Origin of the sequence: Polaromonas sp. 39-63-25 (genome assembly GCF_002278925.1) — a bacterium.
Lineage (GTDB): Bacteria > Pseudomonadota > Gammaproteobacteria > Burkholderiales > Burkholderiaceae_C > Polaromonas.
In genome coordinates, this window is record NZ_NCJH01000024.1 from 34317 (window position 1) to 55155 (window position 20839).

Annotated in this window: 24 protein-coding genes and 1 tRNA gene; 14 read left to right on the forward strand and 11 right to left on the reverse strand. The window is 60.6% G+C overall.

Annotation, left to right across the window (positions count from 1 at the left end; translation table 11 throughout):
* Nucleotides 1–13 precede the first annotated feature (13 nt).
* The 9 genes from atpB to B7X65_RS20750 all read left to right on the forward strand — a co-directional run bounded on the left by atpB (nt 14) and on the right by B7X65_RS20750 (nt 7126).
* Entirely contained in the window at nt 14–871 is an 858-nt protein-coding gene (atpB, locus tag B7X65_RS20710; RefSeq protein ID WP_293596164.1) for a F0F1 ATP synthase subunit A, read from the forward strand.
* 67 nt (nt 872–938) lie between these two features.
* Entirely contained in the window at nt 939–1187 is a 249-nt protein-coding gene (gene atpE / locus B7X65_RS20715; RefSeq protein WP_096668784.1) for a F0F1 ATP synthase subunit C, read from the forward strand.
* 30 nt (nt 1188–1217) lie between these two features.
* The gene (locus B7X65_RS20720) at nt 1218–1688 is read left to right on the forward strand and encodes a F0F1 ATP synthase subunit B (RefSeq protein ID WP_096668782.1); all 471 of its coding nucleotides are present in this window, start codon (nt 1218–1220) and stop codon (nt 1686–1688) included.
* A 13-nt stretch (nt 1689–1701) separates the two neighbouring features.
* The gene (locus B7X65_RS20725; RefSeq protein WP_293596165.1) at nt 1702–2232 is read left to right on the forward strand and encodes a F0F1 ATP synthase subunit delta; all 531 of its coding nucleotides are present in this window, start codon (nt 1702–1704) and stop codon (nt 2230–2232) included.
* A 61-nt stretch (nt 2233–2293) separates the two neighbouring features.
* Nucleotides 2294–3847 (forward strand): F0F1 ATP synthase subunit alpha, encoded by a 1554-nt coding sequence (gene atpA / locus B7X65_RS20730; RefSeq protein ID WP_096668778.1) that lies wholly within the window; start codon nt 2294–2296, stop codon nt 3845–3847.
* A 53-nt stretch (nt 3848–3900) separates the two neighbouring features.
* On the forward strand, nt 3901–4767 hold the full coding sequence (gene atpG / locus B7X65_RS20735) for a F0F1 ATP synthase subunit gamma (protein WP_293596166.1): 867 nt from the start codon (nt 3901–3903) through the stop codon (nt 4765–4767).
* Nucleotides 4768–4807: 40 nt separating this feature from the next.
* A complete protein-coding gene (gene atpD, locus B7X65_RS20740) occupies nt 4808–6211 on the forward strand; it encodes a F0F1 ATP synthase subunit beta (RefSeq protein ID WP_096668774.1) in 1404 nt (467 codons plus the stop codon).
* Nucleotides 6212–6214: 3 nt separating this feature from the next.
* Nucleotides 6215–6640, forward strand: a complete 426-nt coding sequence (locus B7X65_RS20745; protein ID WP_293596167.1) for a F0F1 ATP synthase subunit epsilon — start codon at nt 6215–6217, stop codon at nt 6638–6640.
* Nucleotides 6641–6982: 342 nt separating this feature from the next.
* Entirely contained in the window at nt 6983–7126 is a 144-nt protein-coding gene (locus tag B7X65_RS20750; protein WP_293596168.1) for a hypothetical protein, read from the forward strand.
* Between the two features lie 11 nt (nt 7127–7137).
* Here the strand turns inward: B7X65_RS20750 and B7X65_RS20755 are convergent, their stop codons facing one another.
* From B7X65_RS20755 to B7X65_RS20765, 3 genes are all read right to left on the reverse strand, one after another.
* A complete protein-coding gene (locus B7X65_RS20755) occupies nt 7138–7680 on the reverse strand; it encodes a TPM domain-containing protein (RefSeq protein ID WP_293596169.1) in 543 nt (180 codons plus the stop codon).
* A gap of 5 nt (nt 7681–7685) precedes the next feature.
* Nucleotides 7686–8579, reverse strand: coding sequence for a TPM domain-containing protein (locus tag B7X65_RS20760; RefSeq protein ID WP_293596198.1), 894 nt, complete (start codon nt 8577–8579; stop codon nt 7686–7688).
* An 82-nt stretch (nt 8580–8661) separates the two neighbouring features.
* A complete protein-coding gene (locus B7X65_RS20765) occupies nt 8662–9270 on the reverse strand; it encodes a LemA family protein (RefSeq protein WP_293596170.1) in 609 nt (202 codons plus the stop codon).
* 43 nt (nt 9271–9313) lie between these two features.
* On the opposite strand from B7X65_RS20765, the gene B7X65_RS20770 reads away from it, so the two are divergent.
* From B7X65_RS20770 to B7X65_RS20785, 4 genes are read left to right on the forward strand one after another with little or no spacing between them, the layout of a single operon-like run.
* Entirely contained in the window at nt 9314–10132 is an 819-nt protein-coding gene (locus B7X65_RS20770) for a hypothetical protein (RefSeq protein ID WP_293596171.1), read from the forward strand.
* Nucleotides 10133–10156: 24 nt separating this feature from the next.
* Nucleotides 10157–10603, forward strand: coding sequence for a nuclear transport factor 2 family protein (locus B7X65_RS20775; protein ID WP_293596172.1), 447 nt, complete (start codon nt 10157–10159; stop codon nt 10601–10603).
* A 13-nt stretch (nt 10604–10616) separates the two neighbouring features.
* Entirely contained in the window at nt 10617–11627 is a 1011-nt protein-coding gene (locus tag B7X65_RS20780; RefSeq protein ID WP_293596173.1) for an alpha/beta fold hydrolase, read from the forward strand.
* Between the two features lie 5 nt (nt 11628–11632).
* Nucleotides 11633–12184: a DUF2946 family protein gene (locus tag B7X65_RS20785; protein ID WP_293596174.1), complete on the forward strand. Its 552-nt coding sequence runs from the start codon at nt 11633–11635 to the stop codon at nt 12182–12184.
* 107 nt (nt 12185–12291) lie between these two features.
* Here the strand turns inward: B7X65_RS20785 and B7X65_RS20790 are convergent, their stop codons facing one another.
* Entirely contained in the window at nt 12292–13161 is an 870-nt protein-coding gene (locus tag B7X65_RS20790) for a c-type cytochrome (protein WP_293596175.1), read from the reverse strand.
* Between the two features lie 205 nt (nt 13162–13366).
* On the opposite strand from B7X65_RS20790, the gene B7X65_RS20795 reads away from it, so the two are divergent.
* Nucleotides 13367–13442, forward strand: a tRNA-Arg gene (locus B7X65_RS20795).
* Nucleotides 13443–13855: 413 nt separating this feature from the next.
* On the opposite strand, the gene B7X65_RS20800 is transcribed toward B7X65_RS20795, so the two are convergent.
* The 7 genes from B7X65_RS20800 to B7X65_RS20830 form a co-directional block, all read right to left on the reverse strand.
* Complete coding sequence (locus B7X65_RS20800; protein WP_293596176.1) at nt 13856–14578, reverse strand: DUF1028 domain-containing protein; 723 nt, start codon at nt 14576–14578, stop codon at nt 13856–13858.
* A gap of 4 nt (nt 14579–14582) precedes the next feature.
* Nucleotides 14583–15290, reverse strand: a complete 708-nt coding sequence (locus B7X65_RS20805; protein WP_293596177.1) for an ATP-binding cassette domain-containing protein — start codon at nt 15288–15290, stop codon at nt 14583–14585.
* Nucleotides 15287–17131 (reverse strand): ATP-binding cassette domain-containing protein, encoded by a 1845-nt coding sequence (locus B7X65_RS20810; RefSeq protein ID WP_293596178.1) that lies wholly within the window; start codon nt 17129–17131, stop codon nt 15287–15289. Before B7X65_RS20810 ends, B7X65_RS20805 begins: the two co-directional genes overlap by 4 nt.
* The gene (locus B7X65_RS20815; protein WP_293596179.1) at nt 17124–17957 is read right to left on the reverse strand and encodes a branched-chain amino acid ABC transporter permease; all 834 of its coding nucleotides are present in this window, start codon (nt 17955–17957) and stop codon (nt 17124–17126) included. The genes B7X65_RS20810 and B7X65_RS20815 overlap by 8 nt, the downstream gene beginning before the upstream one ends.
* 81 nt (nt 17958–18038) lie before the next feature.
* Nucleotides 18039–19199 (reverse strand): substrate-binding protein, encoded by a 1161-nt coding sequence (locus tag B7X65_RS20820; protein ID WP_293596180.1) that lies wholly within the window; start codon nt 19197–19199, stop codon nt 18039–18041.
* Nucleotides 19200–19248: 49 nt separating this feature from the next.
* Nucleotides 19249–20100: a nitrilase family protein gene (locus B7X65_RS20825; protein WP_293596181.1), complete on the reverse strand. Its 852-nt coding sequence runs from the start codon at nt 20098–20100 to the stop codon at nt 19249–19251.
* Between the two features lie 73 nt (nt 20101–20173).
* The gene (locus tag B7X65_RS20830) at nt 20174–20818 is read right to left on the reverse strand and encodes a cupin domain-containing protein (protein WP_293596182.1); all 645 of its coding nucleotides are present in this window, start codon (nt 20816–20818) and stop codon (nt 20174–20176) included.
* Between the last annotated feature and the right edge of the window lie 21 nt (nt 20819–20839).

Here is a 20839-nt window from a genome sequence, read left to right on the forward strand (position 1 = left end):
GACGAGTAGATAGATGGCTTCTGCAAACGGACCTACCGCCGGCGAATACATTGGTCACCACCTGACCCATTGGCAAAACAAGCCAATGAGCGGTGTCATTGACTTCTCGGTGTACAACCTCGACTCCATCATCTGGGCGCTGCTCCTGGGTGTGGTTGGCAGCTTCTTCCTCTGGAAGGCTGCGCGCGCAGCAACCGCCGGCGTGCCGGGCCGCTTCCAGGCCGCCGTCGAGATCCTGGTCGAGATGGTCGACAGCCAGGCCAAGGGCATCATCAACAACGCGCAAAGCCGCAAGCTGGTGGCGCCCATGGCGCTGACCGTGTTTGTCTGGATTTTCCTGATGAACGCGATGGACTTGCTGCCCGTCGATCTGCTGCCCAAAATCTGGGAAATGGTGTTTGCGGCGACTGGCCATGATCCGCACCATGCCTACATGCGCGTCGTGCCGACCGCCGATCTTTCGACCACGCTGGGCCTGTCGATGTCCGTGTTGCTGGTCTGCATTGCCTACAACATCAAGATCAAGGGCGCGGGCGGCTGGGTGCATGAGCTGTTCACGGCACCTTTCGGCAGCCATCCCATCTTGTGGCCCATCAACTTCCTGATGCAGATGATCGAGTTTGCGGCGAAAACCGTTTCTCACGGCATGCGACTGTTCGGCAACATGTATGCCGGCGAACTGGTTTTCATGCTGATCGCCCTGATGGGTGGTGCTGCCGCCATGTCGCTGCCGGGCATCCTGCTGCCGATCGGCCATGTTCTGGCCGGCACCGTGTGGGCCATCTTCCATATTCTGATCATCACCTTGCAGGCCTTCATCTTCATGATGCTGACCCTGGTGTATGTGGGCCAGGCCCACGATCATCACTGAGTTTGTCAGTCTGGTTTCTCTTTCTTTCTTTTGTTTGTTAGTTAACTTAAATCCATAGGAGCTTTAAATGGAAAACGTTCTCGGTCTCGTCGCATTGGCCGCTGGCCTGATCATTGGCCTGGGCGCTGTCGGCGCATGTATCGGCATCGGCATCATGGGCAGCAAGTACCTCGAAGCAGCTGCCCGCCAGCCTGAGCTGATGAATGAACTGCAAACCAAGATGTTCCTGCTCGCAGGTCTGATTGACGCCGCTTTCCTGATCGGTGTCGGTATCGCGATGATGTTCGCGTTTGCCAATCCCTTTGTGCTGAAGTAATCGTCACAACCCCGACAGAAAGGCGTTGCCGTGAGTATTAATGCAACCCTGTTCGTCCAGGCGATTGTTTTCGCGATCCTGGTGTGGTTCACAATGAAATTTGTGTGGCCGCCCATTACGAAAGCGCTGGACGAGCGTGCCCAAAAAATCGCTGAAGGCCTCGCTGCCGCCGACAAGGCCAAGTCCGAACTCTCCGTTGCCAACAAGCGCGTGGAAGAAGAGCTTGCCAAGTCGCGCAATGAGTCGGCCGTGCGCCTGGCTGAAGCGGAGCGCCGCGCCCAGTCCATGATCGAAGAGGCCAAGGCCAAGGCTGCGGAAGAAGGCAACAAGATCATTGCCGCTGCCAAGGTCGAAGCCGAGCAGCAAACCGTCAAGGCCCGTGAGACCCTGCGCGAGCAGGTCGCCGCACTGGCTGTCAAGGGTGCCGAGCAGATTCTGCGCAAGGAAGTCAATGCCGGTGTGCATGCTGACTTGCTGGGCCGCCTGAAGACCGAACTTTGAGAGGGGTGTCACCATGGCCGAACTAGCCACCATTGCCCGTCCTTACGCTGAAGCCCTGTTCAAGGCCTCCGGGTCTGACCTGGGCGGCACCTCGACCTGGCTCGATGAGCTGGCGGCCGTCGCGAGCAATGTCCAGTTGCAGCAGTTTGCCGGCAACCCCAGCGTGACGGCGTCGCTGACGTTCGACGTGATCGCCGGTGTTGTCAAGGCAACGTTGCCGGAAGCTGCGAAAAACTTCCTGCGCGCCGTGATCGACAACGGCCGCATCAGCGTTCTGCCGGAAATTGCCAGCCAGTTCCGCGCATTGAAAAATGCGAAGAGCGGTTCGTCCGATGCCACCGTTTACAGCGCCTTTGCGCTTGAGGGTGCGGCACTGGCCGATCTGGCGGCGACGCTGGAAAAGCGCTTTGGCCGCAAGCTCAACCTCACGGTGGAGCTGGAGCCGGCCCTGATCGGCGGCGTGCGTGTCGTGGTGGGTGACGAGGTGCTGGACACCTCGGTGAAAGCCCGTTTAGAGCAAATGAAAGTGGCGCTGATTTCCTGAGCTGACGCCAAGGCGCAGCACCCAGGTTTTTAGCCAACAACATAGAAAGAAGGAAAGAGTCATGCAACTCAATCCCGCAGAAATTTCTGAACTGATCAAGAGCCGTATCGAAGGCCTGACTGTCAGTGCCGACATCCGTAACCAGGGTACCGTTGTGTCGGTGTCCGACGGCATCGTCCGCGTCCATGGCCTGTCCGATGTGATGCAGGGCGAGATGCTGGAATTCCCGCCCACGGCGGACGGAACGCCCACCTACGGCCTGGCGCTGAACCTCGAGCGCGACTCGGTCGGCTCGGTGATTCTGGGTGAATACGAACACATCGCCGAAGGCGACACCGTCAAGTGCACGGGTCGCATTCTGGAAGTGCCGGTCGGTCCCGAGCTGCTTGGCCGCGTGGTCAACGCCCTCGGCCAGCCTATCGACGGCAAGGGCCCGATCAACGCCAAGATGACCGACGTGATCGAAAAGGTCGCACCGGGCGTGATTGCCCGTAAATCGGTTGACCAGCCCCTGCAGACCGGCCTGAAGTCCATCGACTCCATGGTGCCCGTCGGCCGCGGCCAGCGCGAACTGATCATCGGTGACCGCCAGACCGGTAAAACGGCTGTGGCGATTGACGCCATCATCAACCAGAAGGGCCAGGGCGTCTCCTGCGTTTACGTCGCGATTGGCCAGAAGGCCTCGTCGATCAAGAACGTGGTGCGTTCGCTGGAGCAGGCCGGCGCGATGGACTACACCATCGTCGTGGCAGCTTCTGCTTCCGAATCGGCTGCCATGCAGTACGTCAGCGCCTACTCCGGCTGCACCATGGGCGAGTACTTCCGCGACCGCGGCCAGGACGCGCTGATTGTGTATGACGACCTGTCCAAGCAGGCCGTGGCTTACCGCCAGGTCTCGCTGCTGCTGCGTCGTCCGCCAGGCCGCGAAGCCTATCCCGGCGACGTGTTCTATCTCCACAGCCGTCTGCTCGAGCGCGCCGCGCGCGTGAACGAAAAATACGTCGAAGACTTCACCAAGGGTGAAGTCAAGGGCAAGACCGGTTCGCTGACGGCCCTGCCGATCATCGAAACGCAGGCCGGCGACGTGTCCGCCTTCGTGCCGACCAACGTGATCTCGATCACCGACGGCCAGATCTTCCTGGAAACCAGCCTGTTTAACGCCGGTATCCGTCCCGCCATCAACGCCGGTATTTCGGTGTCGCGCGTCGGTGGTGCTGCCCAGACCAAGCTGATCAAGAACCTGTCCGGCGGTATCCGTACCGATCTGGCCCAGTACCGTGAGCTGGCTGCGTTTGCGCAGTTCGCCTCCGATCTGGACGAGGCCACCCGCAAGCAGCTCGACCGCGGTGCCCGCGTGACCGAACTGCTCAAGCAGGCGCAGTATTCGCCGCTGTCCATCTCCAACATGGCCTCCACGCTGTTTGCAGTGAACAAGGGCTTCATGGACGATGTCGAGGTCAAGAAGGTCCTGGCTTTTGAAGCCGGCCTGCATAGTTACCTCAAGGACAAGCACGCAGCACTGATGGCCAAGCTCGAAGCGGCCAAGGCGATGGACAAGGACGCCGAGGCAGAAATGACCACGGCCGTGGCTGCGTTCAAGAAGTCGTTTGCCTGATTCGGACCTGAAGACATCAAAGCCCAGGGCTTAGAAACCATTTAGGAAGCAATATGGCAGCAGGCAAGGAAATACGCGGCAAGATCAAGTCGGTGGAAAACACCCGCAAGATCACCAAAGCCATGGAAATGGTGGCGGCCTCCAAAATGCGCAAGGCGCAGGAACGGATGCGCGCTGCCCGACCTTACAGCGACAAGATTCGCAACATCACGGCCAATCTGGCCCAGGCCAATCCCGAGTACACCCACGCCTTCATGCAGGTCAACGATGCCAAGGCCGGCGGCTTCATCGTGGTCACGACCGACAAGGGCCTGTGCGGCGGTTTGAACACCAACCTGCTGCGTCAGGTCACGGTCAAGCTCAAGGACATGCAGGCGGCGGGTCAGGGCATCCAGTCGGTGGCCATCGGCAACAAGGGCCTGGGCTTTCTGAACCGGATCGGCGCGCAGGTGGTGTCGCATGCGACGCAGCTGGGCGACAAACCCCATCTGGACAAGCTGATCGGGCCGGTCAAGGTGCTGCTGGATGCGTACAGCGAGGGCAAGATCAATGCGGTTTACCTTTGCTACACACGCTTCATCAACACCATGCGCCAGGAGCCCGTGGTCGAGCAGTTGCTGCCGCTGACGGCAGACCGGCTGCAGGCTGACAAGGATCAGCACGGCTGGGACTACATCTATGAGCCTGATGCACAGACGGTCATTGACGACCTGCTGGTCCGTTACGTCGAAGCGCTGGTTTACCAGGCGGTCGCCGAAAACATGGCGTCCGAGCAGTCGGCCCGCATGGTGGCCATGAAGGCCGCCACGGACAACGCCGGCAGCGTGATTGGCGAACTCAAATTGGTTTACAACAAAACGCGTCAAGCGGCGATCACGAAAGAACTTTCGGAAATCGTCGCCGGTGCCGCAGCGGTTTAAACCGCGATTCAAGATTTAAAGAACGGAAAAGGACTCAATCATGGCTCAGGCTCAAGGCAAGATTGTTCAGTGTATTGGTGCTGTGGTGGACGTGGAATTTGCGCGCGACCAGATGCCCAAGATCTATGACGCGCTCAAGATGGAAGGCTCCGCGCTGACGCTGGAAGTCCAGCAGCAGCTGGGTGACGGCATTGTGCGCACCATCGCACTGGGCACCTCGGACGGCCTGCGCCGCGGCAACGTGGTGTACAACACCGGCGCCAACATCACGGTGCCCGTGGGCAAGGCCACACTGGGCCGCATCATGGACGTGCTGGGTGCGCCGATTGACGAGCGTGGCCCCGTCAGCCAGGAACTCACCGCCCCGATTCACCGCAAGGCCCCGGCTTATGACGAGCTGAGCCCTTCGCAGGAACTGCTGGAAACCGGCATCAAGGTGATTGACCTGGTGTGTCCGTTTGCCAAGGGCGGCAAGGTCGGACTGTTCGGCGGCGCCGGCGTCGGCAAGACCGTGAACATGATGGAGCTGATCAACAACATCGCCAAGGCGCACTCGGGTCTGTCCGTGTTTGCCGGTGTGGGTGAACGTACCCGCGAAGGCAATGACTTCTACCACGAGATGGCCGACTCCGGCGTCGTGAACCTCGAGAACCTCGGCGAGTCCAAGGTTGCGATGGTTTACGGCCAGATGAACGAGCCCCCAGGAAACCGTCTGCGCGTCGCGCTGACCGGCCTGACGATTGCCGAGTCCTTCCGTGACGAAGGCCGTGACGTGCTGTTCTTTGTGGACAACATCTACCGCTACACGCTGGCCGGTACCGAAGTGTCCGCGCTGCTGGGCCGCATGCCTTCCGCCGTGGGTTACCAGCCGACGCTGGCCGAGGAAATGGGCCGTCTGCAGGAGCGTATTACCTCCACCAAGGTCGGCTCCATCACTTCCATCCAGGCCGTTTACGTGCCGGCCGATGACTTGACCGATCCGTCGCCAGCGACCACCTTTGCCCACCTGGACTCCACCGTGGTGCTTTCGCGTGACATCGCTTCGCTGGGTATCTACCCTGCGGTGGACCCGCTCGATTCGACCAGCCGCCAGCTCGACCCCAACGTCGTTGGTGAAGACCACTACGCCACGGCCCGTGCCGTGCAGGGCACGCTGCAGCGCTACAAGGAACTGCGCGACATCATCGCGATTCTGGGCATGGACGAACTGGCGCCTGAAGACAAGCTGGCCGTGGCCCGCGCCCGCAAGATCCAGCGTTTCCTGTCGCAGCCATTCCACGTGGCTGAAGTGTTTACCGGTTCGCCCGGCAAGTACGTGACCCTGGCTGAAACCATTCGCGGCTTCAAGATGATTGTGGCCGGCGAGTGTGACCACCTGCCAGAGCAGGCTTTCTACATGGTCGGCACGATTGACGAGGCGTTCGAGAAGGCCAAGAAGGTCTAAGTCATGGACACCTCACACACCATCCATGTCGATGTTGTCAGCGCGGAAGAGTCCATCTTTTCCGGCGAGGCCAAATTCGTGGCTTTGCCGGGCGAGGCGGGCGAGCTGGGGATCTACCCACGTCACACGCCGCTGATCACCCGGATCAAGCCCGGTGCTGTGCGTATTGAAAAGGCCGATGGTTCGGAAGAGTTTGTTTTCGTGGCCGGCGGCCTGCTCGAAGTGCAGCCCCACTGTGTCACGGTGCTGTCCGACACCGCCATCCGCGGCAAGGACCTCGACGAAGCCAAGGCCACCGCCGCCAAAGCCGCCGCCGAGGAGGCGCTGAAAAATGCCAAAACCGATATTGATATCGCAATGGCCCAGTCCGAGCTGGCCGTGATGGCCGCGCAGATTGCGGCCCTGCGCAAGTTCCGCCAGAAAAAATAAGCGGAATCGCCCCACCAAAAAGCCCCGCCCGTCAGGCCGGGGCTTTTTTCATGGGCGCGACCCGTTTCCTGTCCGGGCCCAGGTCCGGCGCCGCGCGGCCGGCTGTTGCGGATGCGCTGCACCTGCGGAGCCATTTTTTATGCCAAATTGATGCTTTCCCCTTGTCTGGCGGGCGCGAACAGCTATCAAATCAGGAGTTGCTGTAACAGCTGGACACGAGAAGGGCCAGCAGGGTGCGCCGGCGGGCGTTATTGTCTCCAGGAGCCTGTCGGGCTTGGGGCGTCGACGATTCCCAAGCCCGACAGGCTCCCAGGAGTTCAACCGGAAGACAAGGCGACACCAATGGACAGCATTCTGGACAGTTTGACGTGGGCGGAAGAGTTGGAGCCCGGGCGCAAGGCCAGACGTTGGCGCCACGTGTGGCTCAAGCGGCTTCTCGTGCTGGTGGCTGTGGTCGCCGCTCTGGGCGTGCTCATGGTGCCGTGAGTGCCCCCGGCTTAGCGCAGCAGGGGGGTGTCGGGCAGTTCGTTGGCTCCGGGCTCGGCGCCGTCAGGGCCTGCGCTCACAGCAAAGTGCTGCATCAGCACCGCCGAGGTTTCTTCCAGCGCCTGGGTCAGCCCGTCTTCATAACGCTTTTCCCGAAACGCACTGGCCATGTGGGCCACCATGGCCTGCCACTGCGCCGGGCTCACATGCCTGGCCACGCTGCGGTCGGCCACGATTTCAATGGCGTGTTCGGCCAGCAGCACATAGATCAGCACGCCGTTGTTGTACTCGGTGTCCCAGACGCGCAATTTGCCAAACATCATCACTGCGCGTTCGCGTATGAGGGCATTGATGGGGGTGTTACTGCCCAGCCGCCACAGGTAGCTGGCGGGCAGTGAAGACTCGACACAGATGCGGATCTCTCCGCTGTGGCGCCGCTCGCTGGCGGCCACGCGCCGCGCCAGCCGGTCCAGCAGGTCGGGCGGGATGGCTCGCGCCGTGTCGGAGGCATCCAGCCACAGGTGCCGGATCAGGACCTTGAGCTTGCTGATCATGATGTTCACCAACTCCCCGATGCGCCGCCGCCGCCGAAATCACCACCGCCACCGCTGCTGAAGCCGCCTCCACCGCCGCCACCCCAGCCGCCGCTGCTGCCACCGCCAAAGCCGCCACCGCCCCAGCCAGAGGATCGTCCCCCGCGCCCGGCGGAGCCCAGCGAGCCCACGCTGGCGATCAGGGCAAACACCGCACCGATCAGCGTGGCGACGCCACCAATCAGAAGGCTGCTGGTGAAAAACCAGGCCAGGCCGCCGACCGCGCTGCCGGTCACCAGGGCGCCCAGCTTGCGTCCGAAGATGCCCGACATCAGCCGGGCCCCTATCGGAACCGCAAAAAACAGGAACACCGCGATGTCGGTCCAGTTGAAACCCTTGCCGCCCGGGCTGCCTGCCTGTGCATCGGGCACGGGCAGGTTTTCCCCCTTGATCAGGGCGATGATCTGGTCGATGGCCGCGTCGAGCCCGCCGGCGAAGTCGCCCTGCCGGAACCGTGGCGTGATGGCACGGTCGATGATCTGGCGCGCCGCCAGGTCGGGGATCGCACCCTCCAGCGTCTTGGTGGTTTCGATGCGCACCTTGCGGTCGTTTTTCGCCACCACGAGCAACAGTCCGTCGCCGACGTCCTTGCGTCCGATCTTCCAGCTGTCGCCGACTCGCTGCGCATAGGCGGCGATGTCTTCCGGTGCGGTGGTCGGCACCATCAGCACCACCACCTGCGCGCCGCGGGCCTGCTCGAAAGCCGCGAGTTTGGCCTCCAGCGCCTGGCGCTGCGCGGCATCGAGCGTCCCGGTGCTGTCCATCACCCGCGCCGTCAGCGCCGGCACGGGCAGTACATCCTGCGCCCACGTTGTCAGGACGCTGAACAGCAGGCCGGCGGCCAGCAACAGGCCCGGCATCGCGCGCGCTACCGAGGCGACCGCGGCCCGGCCCGGGAGGCAAAACAAAGGGCGGGACACGACAGGCAAGGCGCTGGGCCGATTATTTCTTGTTGAAGTCCACGGTCGGCGGGGTCGAGATCTGTGCCTCGTTTTGCACGCTGAAGTTGGGTTTGACCGTGTAGCCGAACACCATGGCCGTCAGGTTGTTCGGAAAGCTGCGTGCGAGCACGTTGTAGGCCTGCACCGCCTGGATGTAGCGGTTGCGCGCCACCGTGATGCGGTTTTCCGTACCCTCGAGTTGAACGCGCAGGTCCTGAAAGCCCTGGTTGGCCTTGAGGTTGGGGTAGTTTTCCGTCACCACCAGCAGGCGCGACAGGGCAGAACTGAGCTCGCCCTGCGCCGCCTGGAATTTCGCAAAGGCTTCGGGGTTGTTCAGGGTCTCCGGCGTCACCTGCATGGAGGTGGCTTTGGCTCGGGCTTCCACGACCTTGGTCAGGGTTTCCTGCTCGAAATTCGCCTCACCCTTGACGGTGGCAACGATGTTGGGCACCAGATCGGCGCGGCGCTGGTACTGGTTGAGGACTTCCGACCAGGCCGACTTGGTCTGCTCGTCCAGGCGCTGGAAATCGTTATAGCCGCAGCCCGACAGCAGCAGGGCCAGAGCGGTGAAAAGGCCGGCAAGGCCCCGGCTGAAAAAAAGTGATTTCATGGCAAGCCTCCAAAAGTGCAAGCTGCAACACTACCATAGTCGAATGTCGCCGCACCCTCTCAGCCCTCTCATTTATTCCCTCCAGGCCCCTGATCCGCGGCATGTGTTGCAGGCATCTTTGCGGCCGGTGTCCGCCGCGGCTGCGGCCCGGCCGGGCCTGATCGTGGCGGGTGCCACCGGCGCGCTGGGCAGCGAGGTGCTGCGCCGGCTGGCCGGCAGCGGCGGCTTTGCGCACACCCACGTGCTCGCCCACGAGCCCATGAGCACCGGGCTGGCGCAGGTCTCGATAACGGCCGTGCGCGGGGAGGACATCGCTGCCTGGCCGGTGCGACCGCTGCCGGTGCAGACCGGGGTGGTGATGTTCGAGCCGCCCCGGCTGTACCATGACCGGGAGCGCGCGCTCTGGACGCCGCAGCCGGCCCAGCTGCCCGCGTTGGCGCAGTGGCTCAGGCGTTGTGGCGTCCAGACCCTGGTGCTGGTGTTGCCCCACGCGCCAGGCCGGCTGCCGCAGGCGCTGCGCCACGGCCTGGCCAGCATTGACGAACAGCAGGTGGCCGCGCTGGGGTTCGAAAGGGTGCTGCTGGTGCGTTCTGCGCAAAAGCAGCTGGCGCCGCGGGGCGGCAGTCTGCCCGAAAAGGTCGCCGCCTGGATGTTGTCCGCCCTCAGCTACATGATCCCGTCCGCAGCGCAACCGGTGCGTCCCGCCGGGCTGGCCGAGTTTGTGGATGTGGTCCTGCGGGTGCTGCCGCCGGGCATCCATGTGGTGGCGCCCGAACTGTTGTGGCAGGCCGTGCAGGCGCCCCGCATGCAGGACGTGGTGCGGGCGTGGCTTAATACAGGGCAACCCTCCCCGGCGGACTGAACATACACATCCCCCTATCTACCCATGCGAAAACCCAAAGTTTCCCCGGCCACCAGCGGCAATGCCGATGAGATCGAGACGGCTTTTTACGAGGCGCTGCAGGGCGGCGACATCGAGCGGCTGATGGCCTGCTGGGCCGACGAAGACGACATTGTCTGTGTTCACCCCGGCGGAGCGCGGCTTGTGGGCGCGGGTGCGATACGCGCTGCCTTTGACGCCATGTTTGCCAACGGCAGCATTCGGGCGCATCCCGAAAAGGTCCGCAAGATCGAAGCCATGGGCGCCAGCGTGCACAGCGTGCTCGAGCGCATCGAGGTCATGACCGAAGAGGGCCCGCGCCATGCTTATGTGATCGCCACCAACGTGTACCACAAGACGGCGCAGGGTTGGCGCCTGGTGGCCCACCATGCCAGCCCCGGCACGCCCCGCGAGATGCAGGAAATCTCCGACAGCCCGCAAGTGCTGCACTGAGGCGGAAGACGCGATGTTTTACGACGCCCCATGGTGGCTGCCCGGCGGCAACCTGCAGACCATTTATGCCGCGCTGCGCTCGCAGCGTTACCTGGCCGAGGCGCCGAGCTTTCGCCGCGAGCGCTGGACCACGCCAGATGATGATTTTGTCGATGTGGACTTCGCACGCCATGCCAGCGCGGGTGCGGGCGCCGCGGCAGGGCGCGAACCCCTGCTGGTGGTTTTTCACGGCCTGGAAGGGTCTTCGGCCAGCCACTATGCGGAAGCATTTGCCGATGTCGCCCGCGTGCGCGGCTGGGCCTGCGCCGTGCCGCATTTTCGCGGCTGCTCGGGCGAGCTCAACCGCGCGCCGCGTGCCTACCATTCGGGCGATTTCGAGGAGATCGACTGGATCCTGCGGCGCTTCCGGGCCGGCCATGCCGGTCCGCTGTTTGCCGTCGGCATTTCTCTGGGCGGCAATGCCCTGATGCGCTGGGCGGGCGAAATGGAAACTTCGGCAGACCGTGTGGTGGACGCCGTCGCCTCGGTCTGCTCCCCGCTGGACCTCGCGGCCAGCGGCCATGCGATTGGCCGGGGTTTCAACCGCCTGGTCTACACCCGCATGTTCCTGAACTCCATGGTGCCCAAGGCGCTCAGGAAGCTGGAGCAGCACCCGGGCCTGTTCAGTGCCGACGCCCTGCGCGCGGCGCGCGACCTGTATGCCTTCGACAATATCGTCACGGCGCCGCTGCATGGGTTCAGGAACACCGAAGAATACTGGGCGCGCGCCTCGGCCAAACCGCACATGCGGCGCATCGCGGTCGCGGCGCTGGCGCTCAATGCCCGCAATGACCCCTTCATCCCGGCCGCCAGCCTGCCGCAGGCCGGTGACGTGAGTGCAGCCGTGACGCTCTGGCAGCCGCGCGAGGGTGGCCACGTCGGTTTCCCGTCGGCGCCTTTTCCGGGGCATGTGCGCGCCATGCCCGAGGCGGTGTGCGGGTTTTTCTCGACGCATCTCGGCGCCACAACAAGCGGGGCAGAATAAGCAGCATGGATGACATTGTTCGCCAGGCCATTGCCAAGTGGCCCAACGTCCCGCACTGCTACGGCTGGCTGGGTCTGGACGCGCGCGGCAACTGGTACATGCGCGATGACAAGGCCCAGGCGGCGGGCCCCTTTGCCGGCGGCACGGCAGCGGGCAAGGGTTCGCTGCTCAAACACGACAAGCTGATCGACTTCATCGCCCGCAACTACGAAAGCGACGCGGCCGGTCAGTGGTTTTTCCAGAACGGGCCGCAACGCGTTTATGTCGAACTCGAGGCGACACCGCTGGTCTGGCGTATCGGCAGCGCCCCGGATTTTTCAGTGACCGCGCACACCGGCCGGCCCGCGCGCTTGCAGCGCTGCATTCTCGATGAACACGGCCGGCTCTATCTGGAAACCGACATTGGTTTTGGCCTGGTGCACACCCAGGACATGATGCAGGCGTCGGAGGCGATCGAGCAGGGCCTGTGGGTGCCTGGGGAGGCGGCCACCCGGGACTTGCCGTCCCGTTTCGGTTATGTGCGCAGCCCGGCCGCCAGCCGCGACCAGCCTGTTTAGTGCTATTGATTTGCTAGCTGTCTGCGCTTGTACCTCAGGGGCTTGAGCCTGTTTTGACCATAAAAAAACCGGTCAGAGACCGGTTTTTTTGGTAGAGCGGATACCGCTTATTTGGCGGCACTGACCATGTATTCGACGGCCGCCCGGAGATCCGCGTCGGAGGCAGAGGAGCCTCCCTTGGGCGGCATGGCATTTTTACCTTTGATCACGCTGGCCGTCAGCATGTCCAGACCGGTCTGGATGCGCGGCGCCCAGGCGGCCTTGTCGCCAAGCTTGGGAGCACCGGCTACACCTGACGCATGGCAGGCAATGCAGGCCTGCTTGTACAACGCTTCGCCGACACCGGCTTTGGACGCTGCAGCCGGTGCAGTAGCGGCCACCACCACGGGCGCTGCAGGAGCAACCGCTGCTGCGGGAGCGGCGGCAACAGGAGCCGCTTGAGCGACCGGCGCTGCAGCGCCTGCATCTGCCGCCTTTTGCGGCTCGGCGAATTTTGCGCCGGCAGCATTGGCCATGTGCACCACGGCCTTGCCAATTTCGACATCGTCAAAATCGCCGCCGCCCTGAGGGCCCATGGCGTTTTTGCCTTTGAGGGAGGAATTCCACAGCGCTTCGAAGCCGGTTTTGATGCGTGGTGCCCAGGCTGCTGCGTCGCCAAACTTGGGTGCGCCGGCGGCCCCGGTGGCGTGGCAGGCGGCACATTGCGCTGCATACACTTCGGCGCCGGTTTTCAGCGGACGGTTGGCATCGCGGATTTCAACCATGCCGATTTTCTGGATGCGCTGCGCCACCGCCTTCTCGAGGTCACCAGCACCCGCGGCAGGTTTGTTGTCCGACGAGACGTAATAAACCAGCGCAATGATGGCAAAAACAGGGACTACAAAAGAGAAGAAAACGGCAAGCAGGAGCTGCTTGGGTGTTTTGATGGGGCCTGAGTGGTCTTCTTCGTGGGCCGTCGTTGGATCGTTTGCGCTCATGGCTTCCTCAAAAAACTAAAAATCGGTAACTAAAGCAACTCATATTCGACAACCTTTGATTATAGCCGTCACCCCTGTAAATCCCGGAAGCGGCCTGTCCGACTGATAGAATCAGGCTCTTCCACAAGTGCAGTGCGCCCAGCGTCTGCCCTTGCGGGTTGTCTATCCGCTGCAAAGCGCCGGTAGATGCCATGTTTTCAGCGTTGCGGCTGTAGCTCAGTGGATAGAGTATTGGCCTCCGAAGCCAAGGGTCGTGGGTTCGATCCCCGCCAGCCGCACCAAAATCAATGACTTACGTGAGCCTCTAGTGGCCCATGCAACGGCCTAGCGATGTTTAACTGGCTTTTCAGCGGGACTCTCGGGCCACACTGGGCGCTGGAGCCGAGGGCCGAAGCAGATGGCAGGTCGTTTCCTGTGGCCCTTCCATGGCCCACTCGAGGCCCAGCAGAATTTCCCTATCTTTGTACGCTGGCCTTTCGCACCAGATCGGCAGGATCATCGAGTTGGCAATGATGCGGTTCAGATGGACGCTGACACGAGATGCTAAGCAGATCCCTCAAGGGTTCGACGCAGCATTCTTCCAGTCCAACTGGCGAAATGGTGTTGACCAGGCGTTCAGGTCAGCCCCTCAGAGTCAAGGAAGGATACATGTTGAGGTTGACTTGGCATGTTTTGTACGGGTTGGGCTGCAGCGTTAGCCAGCAACGCGGGATGCTGGTGGTTTCAACAGCATTTGGATGACCGACTCAGGCAAGGCAGTAGTCTGCCCATGACGCTTGGGCATGCCTTGGACAAAGGGCAGCAGTTGATGCTTGGCCACTTCGAAAACACGACGCAGTTCAGTGACAGGTTCGCAATGTTCGTCTACTCTCAGGTCAACCTCTGCGTAGATCTCCCGCCCCGTCACCTTCAGTGCCGCAGACTGCTTGCCACGGAAGTCACCACCTGCTTGATCACCTGCTTCAAGAACCTGCATGAGGCGTTCAGCCAGGTCCATCGACGAATCGTTCAACCAGGTTTGCCGCATGGCTTCCAGCGTTTCAGGACCGGTGAGCATGTTGCCCTGGATGGCGTAGTCGCCTCCAACAAGATGTCCTTTCCAGGTTGTGCAGTCAGCACCGGTGAACGCGGCACCGGAGCCTGATATCGCGATAGATCCGATCTGCCGCAAACGAGAATCAGGATCGTCGGCAATTGCCTTTGCCAGCGCTTGCGAAGCATCGGCTTTCTCATGCATGGAAGCCAATGCTTCCATGGCCAGATAGGGATTGACCCATGACTGTGTTGAAACAGCGCCGATACCCGGCTGGATGTAGATGCACATTGATCCAACTGCCGGCACGGCACTGCTGACAGCCACGCCGAGTTGGCCTGTGCGCTCGCATCGACCTACTATTGAAAACGTGTTGAGTTCCATGCCTTCAAACTCCCAACTCGTCGAGAATGCGAACATGTGCATCGGCATCTTGGGTGCCACGCAACACGCCCAATTCACCTCGCTCTAGAACTGCATAGCGATCAGCCGTCTGGAGGGCGAAACCCACGTTCTGCTCGACGATCAGCATGGCAACCGATGAGGTATTACGCTCGGTATGAAGCACCCTGGCGATGCGCTCAATCACTGATGGTTGAAGGCCCTCGCTGATCTCGTCGACAAGCAGCAGCGTCGGTTCCATCATCAAGGCTCGGCCGAGAATGAGCATTTTCTGTTCGCCTCCCGAGAGGGTTCCCGCCTTCTGGCGCAGGCGCTGTGGAATGAACGGAAAGTAGTCAGCAATGCGCTCCAAACCCCTCGAAAACTGCCGGCGATCCGCAACGGCGATGCGTAAGTTGTCTTCTACACTGAGGTCCTGGAACACAGCCTTTTCCTGCTGTGCATAGGCAACGCCCTGCTCAGCGAGGAGATGTGGCATCCCCGAAGCCAAAGGCTCTCCGCGATAAAAGACCGTGCCACCCTGTCGAGGCAGGAAGCCCATGATGCCCCTGAGCAAAGTCGATTTCCCCATGCCGTTCTTGCCCAGGAGAGCAAGGGCCTCTCCGCGTTGGATGGACAGGCTCAGGTCACGGATCACCATCGCCTGACCGTAACCACAGCTAAGCGCGTCAAGGCGGAGGATTTCATCGCTCATATCTTTCTCTCCTGAGCGGGTTCTTCGTCAGATGGTAAAGCTGCGCTTCCGGCGTAGATGTCTCTGACGAGCTCGGAGTGGACTACATCGGCAACCGAACCATCCAGAACGATTTCACCCTGGTGCAGAACGATCACACGGGTACTGATATCGCAGACGAAGTCGAGATCGTGTTCGATCAATACCACGCACATCTGGTGTTCCCTTGCCAAGCCAATGAGCGTCTGTCCGATCGCGGTTCGCTCGGGCTTGGTCAAGCCTGCCGTGGGTTCGTCGAGCAGGACAATGTTGGGTTCAAGCGCCAAAACCATGGCCAATTCCAGCGCCTGCTTCTGACCATGCGACAACAGTCGGCAAGGTGTTCCCAGCAGCGACTCCAGACCGGTTGTTCTGATAATGTTGAGCGCTGGTGATGGCAACGCCACATTTTGGGTGCGGTGCCACAGGCTCGGCTTGTCGAGACGAGTCCGGGCTATAGCCAGAGAATCCAGTACTGTCAGTTCATCAAAGACATTGGCTGTCTGAAACTTTCGTCCGATGCCCAAGCGAACGCATTCGAAAGGAGGCAACTTGCCGATTGGGTGATCGTTGAGCGAAATCTCACCGCCTGTGCGCTCCCTGCCGTCGCTGATGCAACGCATCAAGGTGGTCTTGCCCGCGCCGTTGGGTCCTACCAGAGAGAGGAGTTCCCCGTGGCCAGCGGTGAAGTTCACATTGCGCAGCACGCTCAGGCTGCCGAAATCACGCGTCACGCCCTTGGCGGAGAGTGCGGTTCCCCCCCGCGCGGCCAATCCCTGCAAGGGGCGTTCTTCCGCAACCAGAAGCTTCCCATGATTATCCCTGGATGGGTTGGACTTGTTGCGACCCAGCAATTGCGCCACTGCTGGCAAAAGCCCTTTGGGTAGCGCGACGATCACGATGACGAAAGCCATGCCAAGCAGCAGCTTCCAGACAAAAGGCAGATCACCACTCAAGTAGGCCGAGCTGATATCAATGAGCAAGGTACCGAACACCGGCCCGAGGATCGTGCCGCGTCCGCCCAGTGCCACCCAGATCAAGATCTCGGTGCCGAATTGGAAACCCGCCATCTCTGGCGCAACCACCATGCCATAGCAGGCATACAAGAAGCCTGCCACAGAGCTTATGGCTGACAGTCCCACGAGGAGCTGGATCTTGACCCTTGAAGTATTAATTCCCAGATAGTCGCAGCGAGACTCATTTTCCCTGATGGCAATCAATAGGCGGCCTGTATCGCTCTTGACGAATCGCATGGCCACGGCAGTCGTGAGCATCAGGAAACCACCGCAAAGCCATAGCCAGGTGTGCATCCCAAAATCAAAACTTTCGTACCCGGACAGTCCACTGCTGGAGCCCGTGAACGTTCCACCGGAAAAGATGATCTGCGTGGCCACAATGGGTAGCACGAGGGAGACCACCGATGCATAGAGAGGGGTCGCTCCCGGATAGAAGGAGAGCACGCCCACCAGGGCCGCCACCGCCATACTCACGGCAATTCCACCCAACAGTGCAAATATGACCGTTCCAGGCGAGAAACCGACGTGGGTAAACATCAGGCCCGTCGCATAGGCCCCAATACCGAAGAACGTCGCTTGACCAAAGGTGAGAATGCCCGTGTATCCCCACAGCAGATCTACTGCGATAGCGACTACGCCATACAGGCAGGCCCTGACCAATGTGTTTTGCATGAAATCCGGCAAAACCCAAGGAGAGGCCAATAGCAACGCCGCGGCAGCAATGAGCAGCAGCATGTTGGGGTTGACGCGAGTACGTGGATTCGCACTACCGCCAGCCTTGATCGTGGGGGTAAGCGGCTCAACCACGGGCAAACCCTTCCGGACGGATGCGAAGTGCCACTGCACCCAGAACAACGATCGTTAGCGAACCAAGTATGGGACTGACATGGACGCTAATGAGAACCTGTGCTGCACCGAGTACAACGCTGGACAAGGCAAGACTCGCCAGAGATGTGCCCGAAATCATGGCGAGCATGAATGCATTGGTCAGCCAGGGCACGCCCATGTTCGGATCCACGCTTGACAGCGGCGTGATCAGCGCTCCGGCAAGGCACGCCAAGCCTGCACCAATGGCAAAGCTCGACAATCGAACCCATGCACTGTTCACCCCGAGAGCTCTCGCAAGCGATTCGTTCATGGTGACTGCACGGGTGATTAGCCCAAGGCGCGTCCCATTGAGAACAGCGCCAATGCCTGCTGCCATCAGGCAGGCCAAAGCCACGAGAGCCAGACGATAAAAGGAATAGTCTGTTCCAAATAAATTGACTGTGCCCTCAAGGGGGCTCTGGACGAACTGCACACCGCGGCCAAAGATCAACGTGATCACTTGTCCGATGATGATGCCAAGACCCCAAGTAGCCAGAATGGCGTCCAGCGGTCTGGCGTGCAGTGGTTTGACGACCAACCGTTCGACGACAGCTCCGAAAACCAACCCCATGGCGAAAGCGAGCAGAGCGCCAAGCCAAGGATTCCAGCCCATCTGCGTGATCAAAAGAGGGGCATAACCACCAAGCGTAAGAAAACCACCATGCGCAAAGTTGATGATTTTCATGACACCAAAAATCAGCAACAAACCGCACGAGACGATGAACAGGATGCCGGCCGTGCTCATGATGTCAAAAAGTATGGACATACAAATCCTCTAGACGGAGAAGGGCACCGGCGGTGCCCTTCTCTCGAAGCAATGAAAGCGTTACTTCAGATGACAGATGAGTCACTTGAGCTTCGGGCACTGCTCTCCAGGATCCACGTTCTTGAAGCTCTCAAGCAGTTTGATGCTGCCGTCTTTCTGAACCTGGCCCAGATACATGGTCAGTGGGGCGTGCCGCTGTTTGTTCATTTGAATCAGGCCGCGGGGACCTTCGAACGAAACTGCCGCCAGCGCAGGGATGACCTTGTCCGCTGCGGTCGTCCCGGCCTTCTCCACGGCTGCCTTGTACAGATAGACACCTTCGTACTGAGGGACCGACAGGTCGTTTGGCGTCTTGAGGTTGGCGCCAAATTTCACCTTCATTGCAGCCAGGAAATCCTTGTTTTTCTGGCTGTCAATATTCGTGAGATACGAGCCCGAGATCACGATTCCTTCCGCGTCAGCACCCATGTCCTTGGCCGTTCCTTCGTCGACCGCCAAGTTGCCGTACGGCAAATTGATGCCTGCTGCGCGCAGCTGCTTGGTCAGCGTTACGTTGGGAGCGCCGCCTGCAGTCGAGGTGATGATGGCATCAGGCTTGGCCGTCTTGAGCTTGTTGATGACCGCCGTCCAGTCGGACCCATCCATGGGCAGATATTCTTCGCCCAAAACCGTGCCGCCCTTCTTGGCGATGTAGTTCTTTGTGAACTCCAGCATCCCGCGACCGAACGCATAGTCGCTACCAATGAGGAAGAAGCTCTTGGCTTTTTTGGATTTCATGAAGAAATCAACGATGGGCGCAACCTGCTGGTCAGGGACCCAAGCATTGACGAACATGTAGGGGTTGCAGGACTTTCCCTCGTAGAACGAGGTGTAGATGTAGGGCACCTTGCCGCGCGAAACGATAGGAAGGCCGGCATTGCGAGCTGCACTGGTTTCCATCGAAATCAGTGCATCGACTTTCTTCTGGTAGATGAGTGAATCGAAGGCCTTCTGCGCTCCAGCGGCCCCGCTGGCGTCATCAGCCACTTCCAGCTGGAGCTTGCGCCCCAAAACGCCACCTTTCGCGTTGATCTCCTCGACAGCAAGTTCAGCTGCTTGCACCACAGAGGGTGCAACGACACTGTTGGCGCCACTGAGGCCGACCGGAATTCCGATCTTGATGGGGTCTGCGGCTTGGGACCCCAGAGCGATCAGACAGACGCCTGCAGAGAGGGTAAGACGAAACAACTTCGGCACATTCATTGGGAGCTCCTTGGGGACGTTGAAGAAAAGAGAGGCACGAAAAAAAAGGTTACCGGTATGCGTCGGGGCGACGGTCACGCAGTACCTGGTTGAAGTCATTCCAGCGGCGAGCGCGCCGTGCGCTGGCGAGATCAAGGTCAGCGAGGATGATTTCCTCTTTTGTGGCCGATGCCGGTCCGCCGACGGGCCAGCCGGCGTAACCAGCAATCAGGCTCTGACCAATGAAGGGTTGACCCCGCTCGACACCAACCCGATCGGCAGCAGCAATGTAGATTGAGTTGGCGTGCGCGGAGGCCATTGTGAGGATGTTTGCCATAGCCTCACGCTTGGGATCCTGTCCTTGGATCGGCACCCAGTTCGTTGGGACGCAGACCAATTCTGCGCCCTTGAGTGCGCAGGTTCGGTAGAACTCTGGGAACCAGCCGTCGTAGCAAATACCGACGCCGATGGTTCCGTATTCGGTCGCAAAGACTGGAAATCCAAGATCCCCTGGAGAGAAGAACAAGTTTTCGTCTCCCCACAGGTGTACTTTCCGGAAGAGACCAATCCGACCCTGGGGCCCAATCACGGCAGCCGCATTGAACAACTCACCAGGCGATTTTTCTGCAAAGCCGCCGACGATGTAAACATCCAGGTCGCGAGCCATGTTCGCCCAGTGACTGGTGGTTTCACCATCGCTATAGGCGTCGGCCAATGACGACGCCTCAGCCCTGCTTTCGAACACGTAACCCGAGCTGCAAAGTTCGGGCAGGACGATGATCTGTGCGCCTTCGCGAGCTGCTCGCTCGATAAATTCAGCTGTTTTGTCGAGGTTGGCTTTCTTGTGACCAACTTCTGGCGCGATCTGGCAGCACGCCACACGAACCGGCGCAATCGCACCTGCATCCCCGGACCCAATCATGATTCACCTTAGTTGAACAAGATGAAACACGTTGAGCAAAAGGTGTGCCAAGGCCGACCCGGCTGGTGGGTGTTCAGAAAGTAGGTGGCGTGTTGATCCACAGCACCCGGGTCACGTTTCCCCCGGGGTTGCGATAGGTATGGGCCAGATGGGATGCAAAAGCAAAAGAATCCCCGGGACCCAGATCGTGGGTGGTACCGTCAATGGACAGTTCAAGTCGACCTTCCAGCACGTAGCCCACCTCGTCACCCTCGTGGGACATGGGCCCCATGCTGCCGCCACCGGGAGCCACGATGTGTATGTTGCCCTGCAGAAGGTGTCCCATGCCGCTGGGGATGATGCGCTCGAGCGTGACGCCCACGGAATCACCCTCCCCGGCCGCTGAAATGCGGGGGCGGCTCCCTGAGCGTGCTATGTAGCCGACGCCGCTCCAGTTGGAATCGAACAGGGCTCCTATGTTGGTTTCCAGTTGGGAAACCAGCTTGTGAAGCACTGTCAGCGGCGGTAGCAGTTTGTCGTTTTCATACTTTGAGATAAGACTGACAGAGACCCCTACTCTCTCGGCCAAGTCCTTGATGAGCAAGCCCTTCACCAAGCGGGCATGACGGAGCCTGGCGCCTATGGCCATATGGTCCGCGGGCGCCTTGCTGGCGGCAGGCGCCACCAATTTCTTGTCTGTAGGCGAGCGGTGAATCTCGGGATCAATTATTTTCTTCATTGGAAACTGAGTTGAATATAT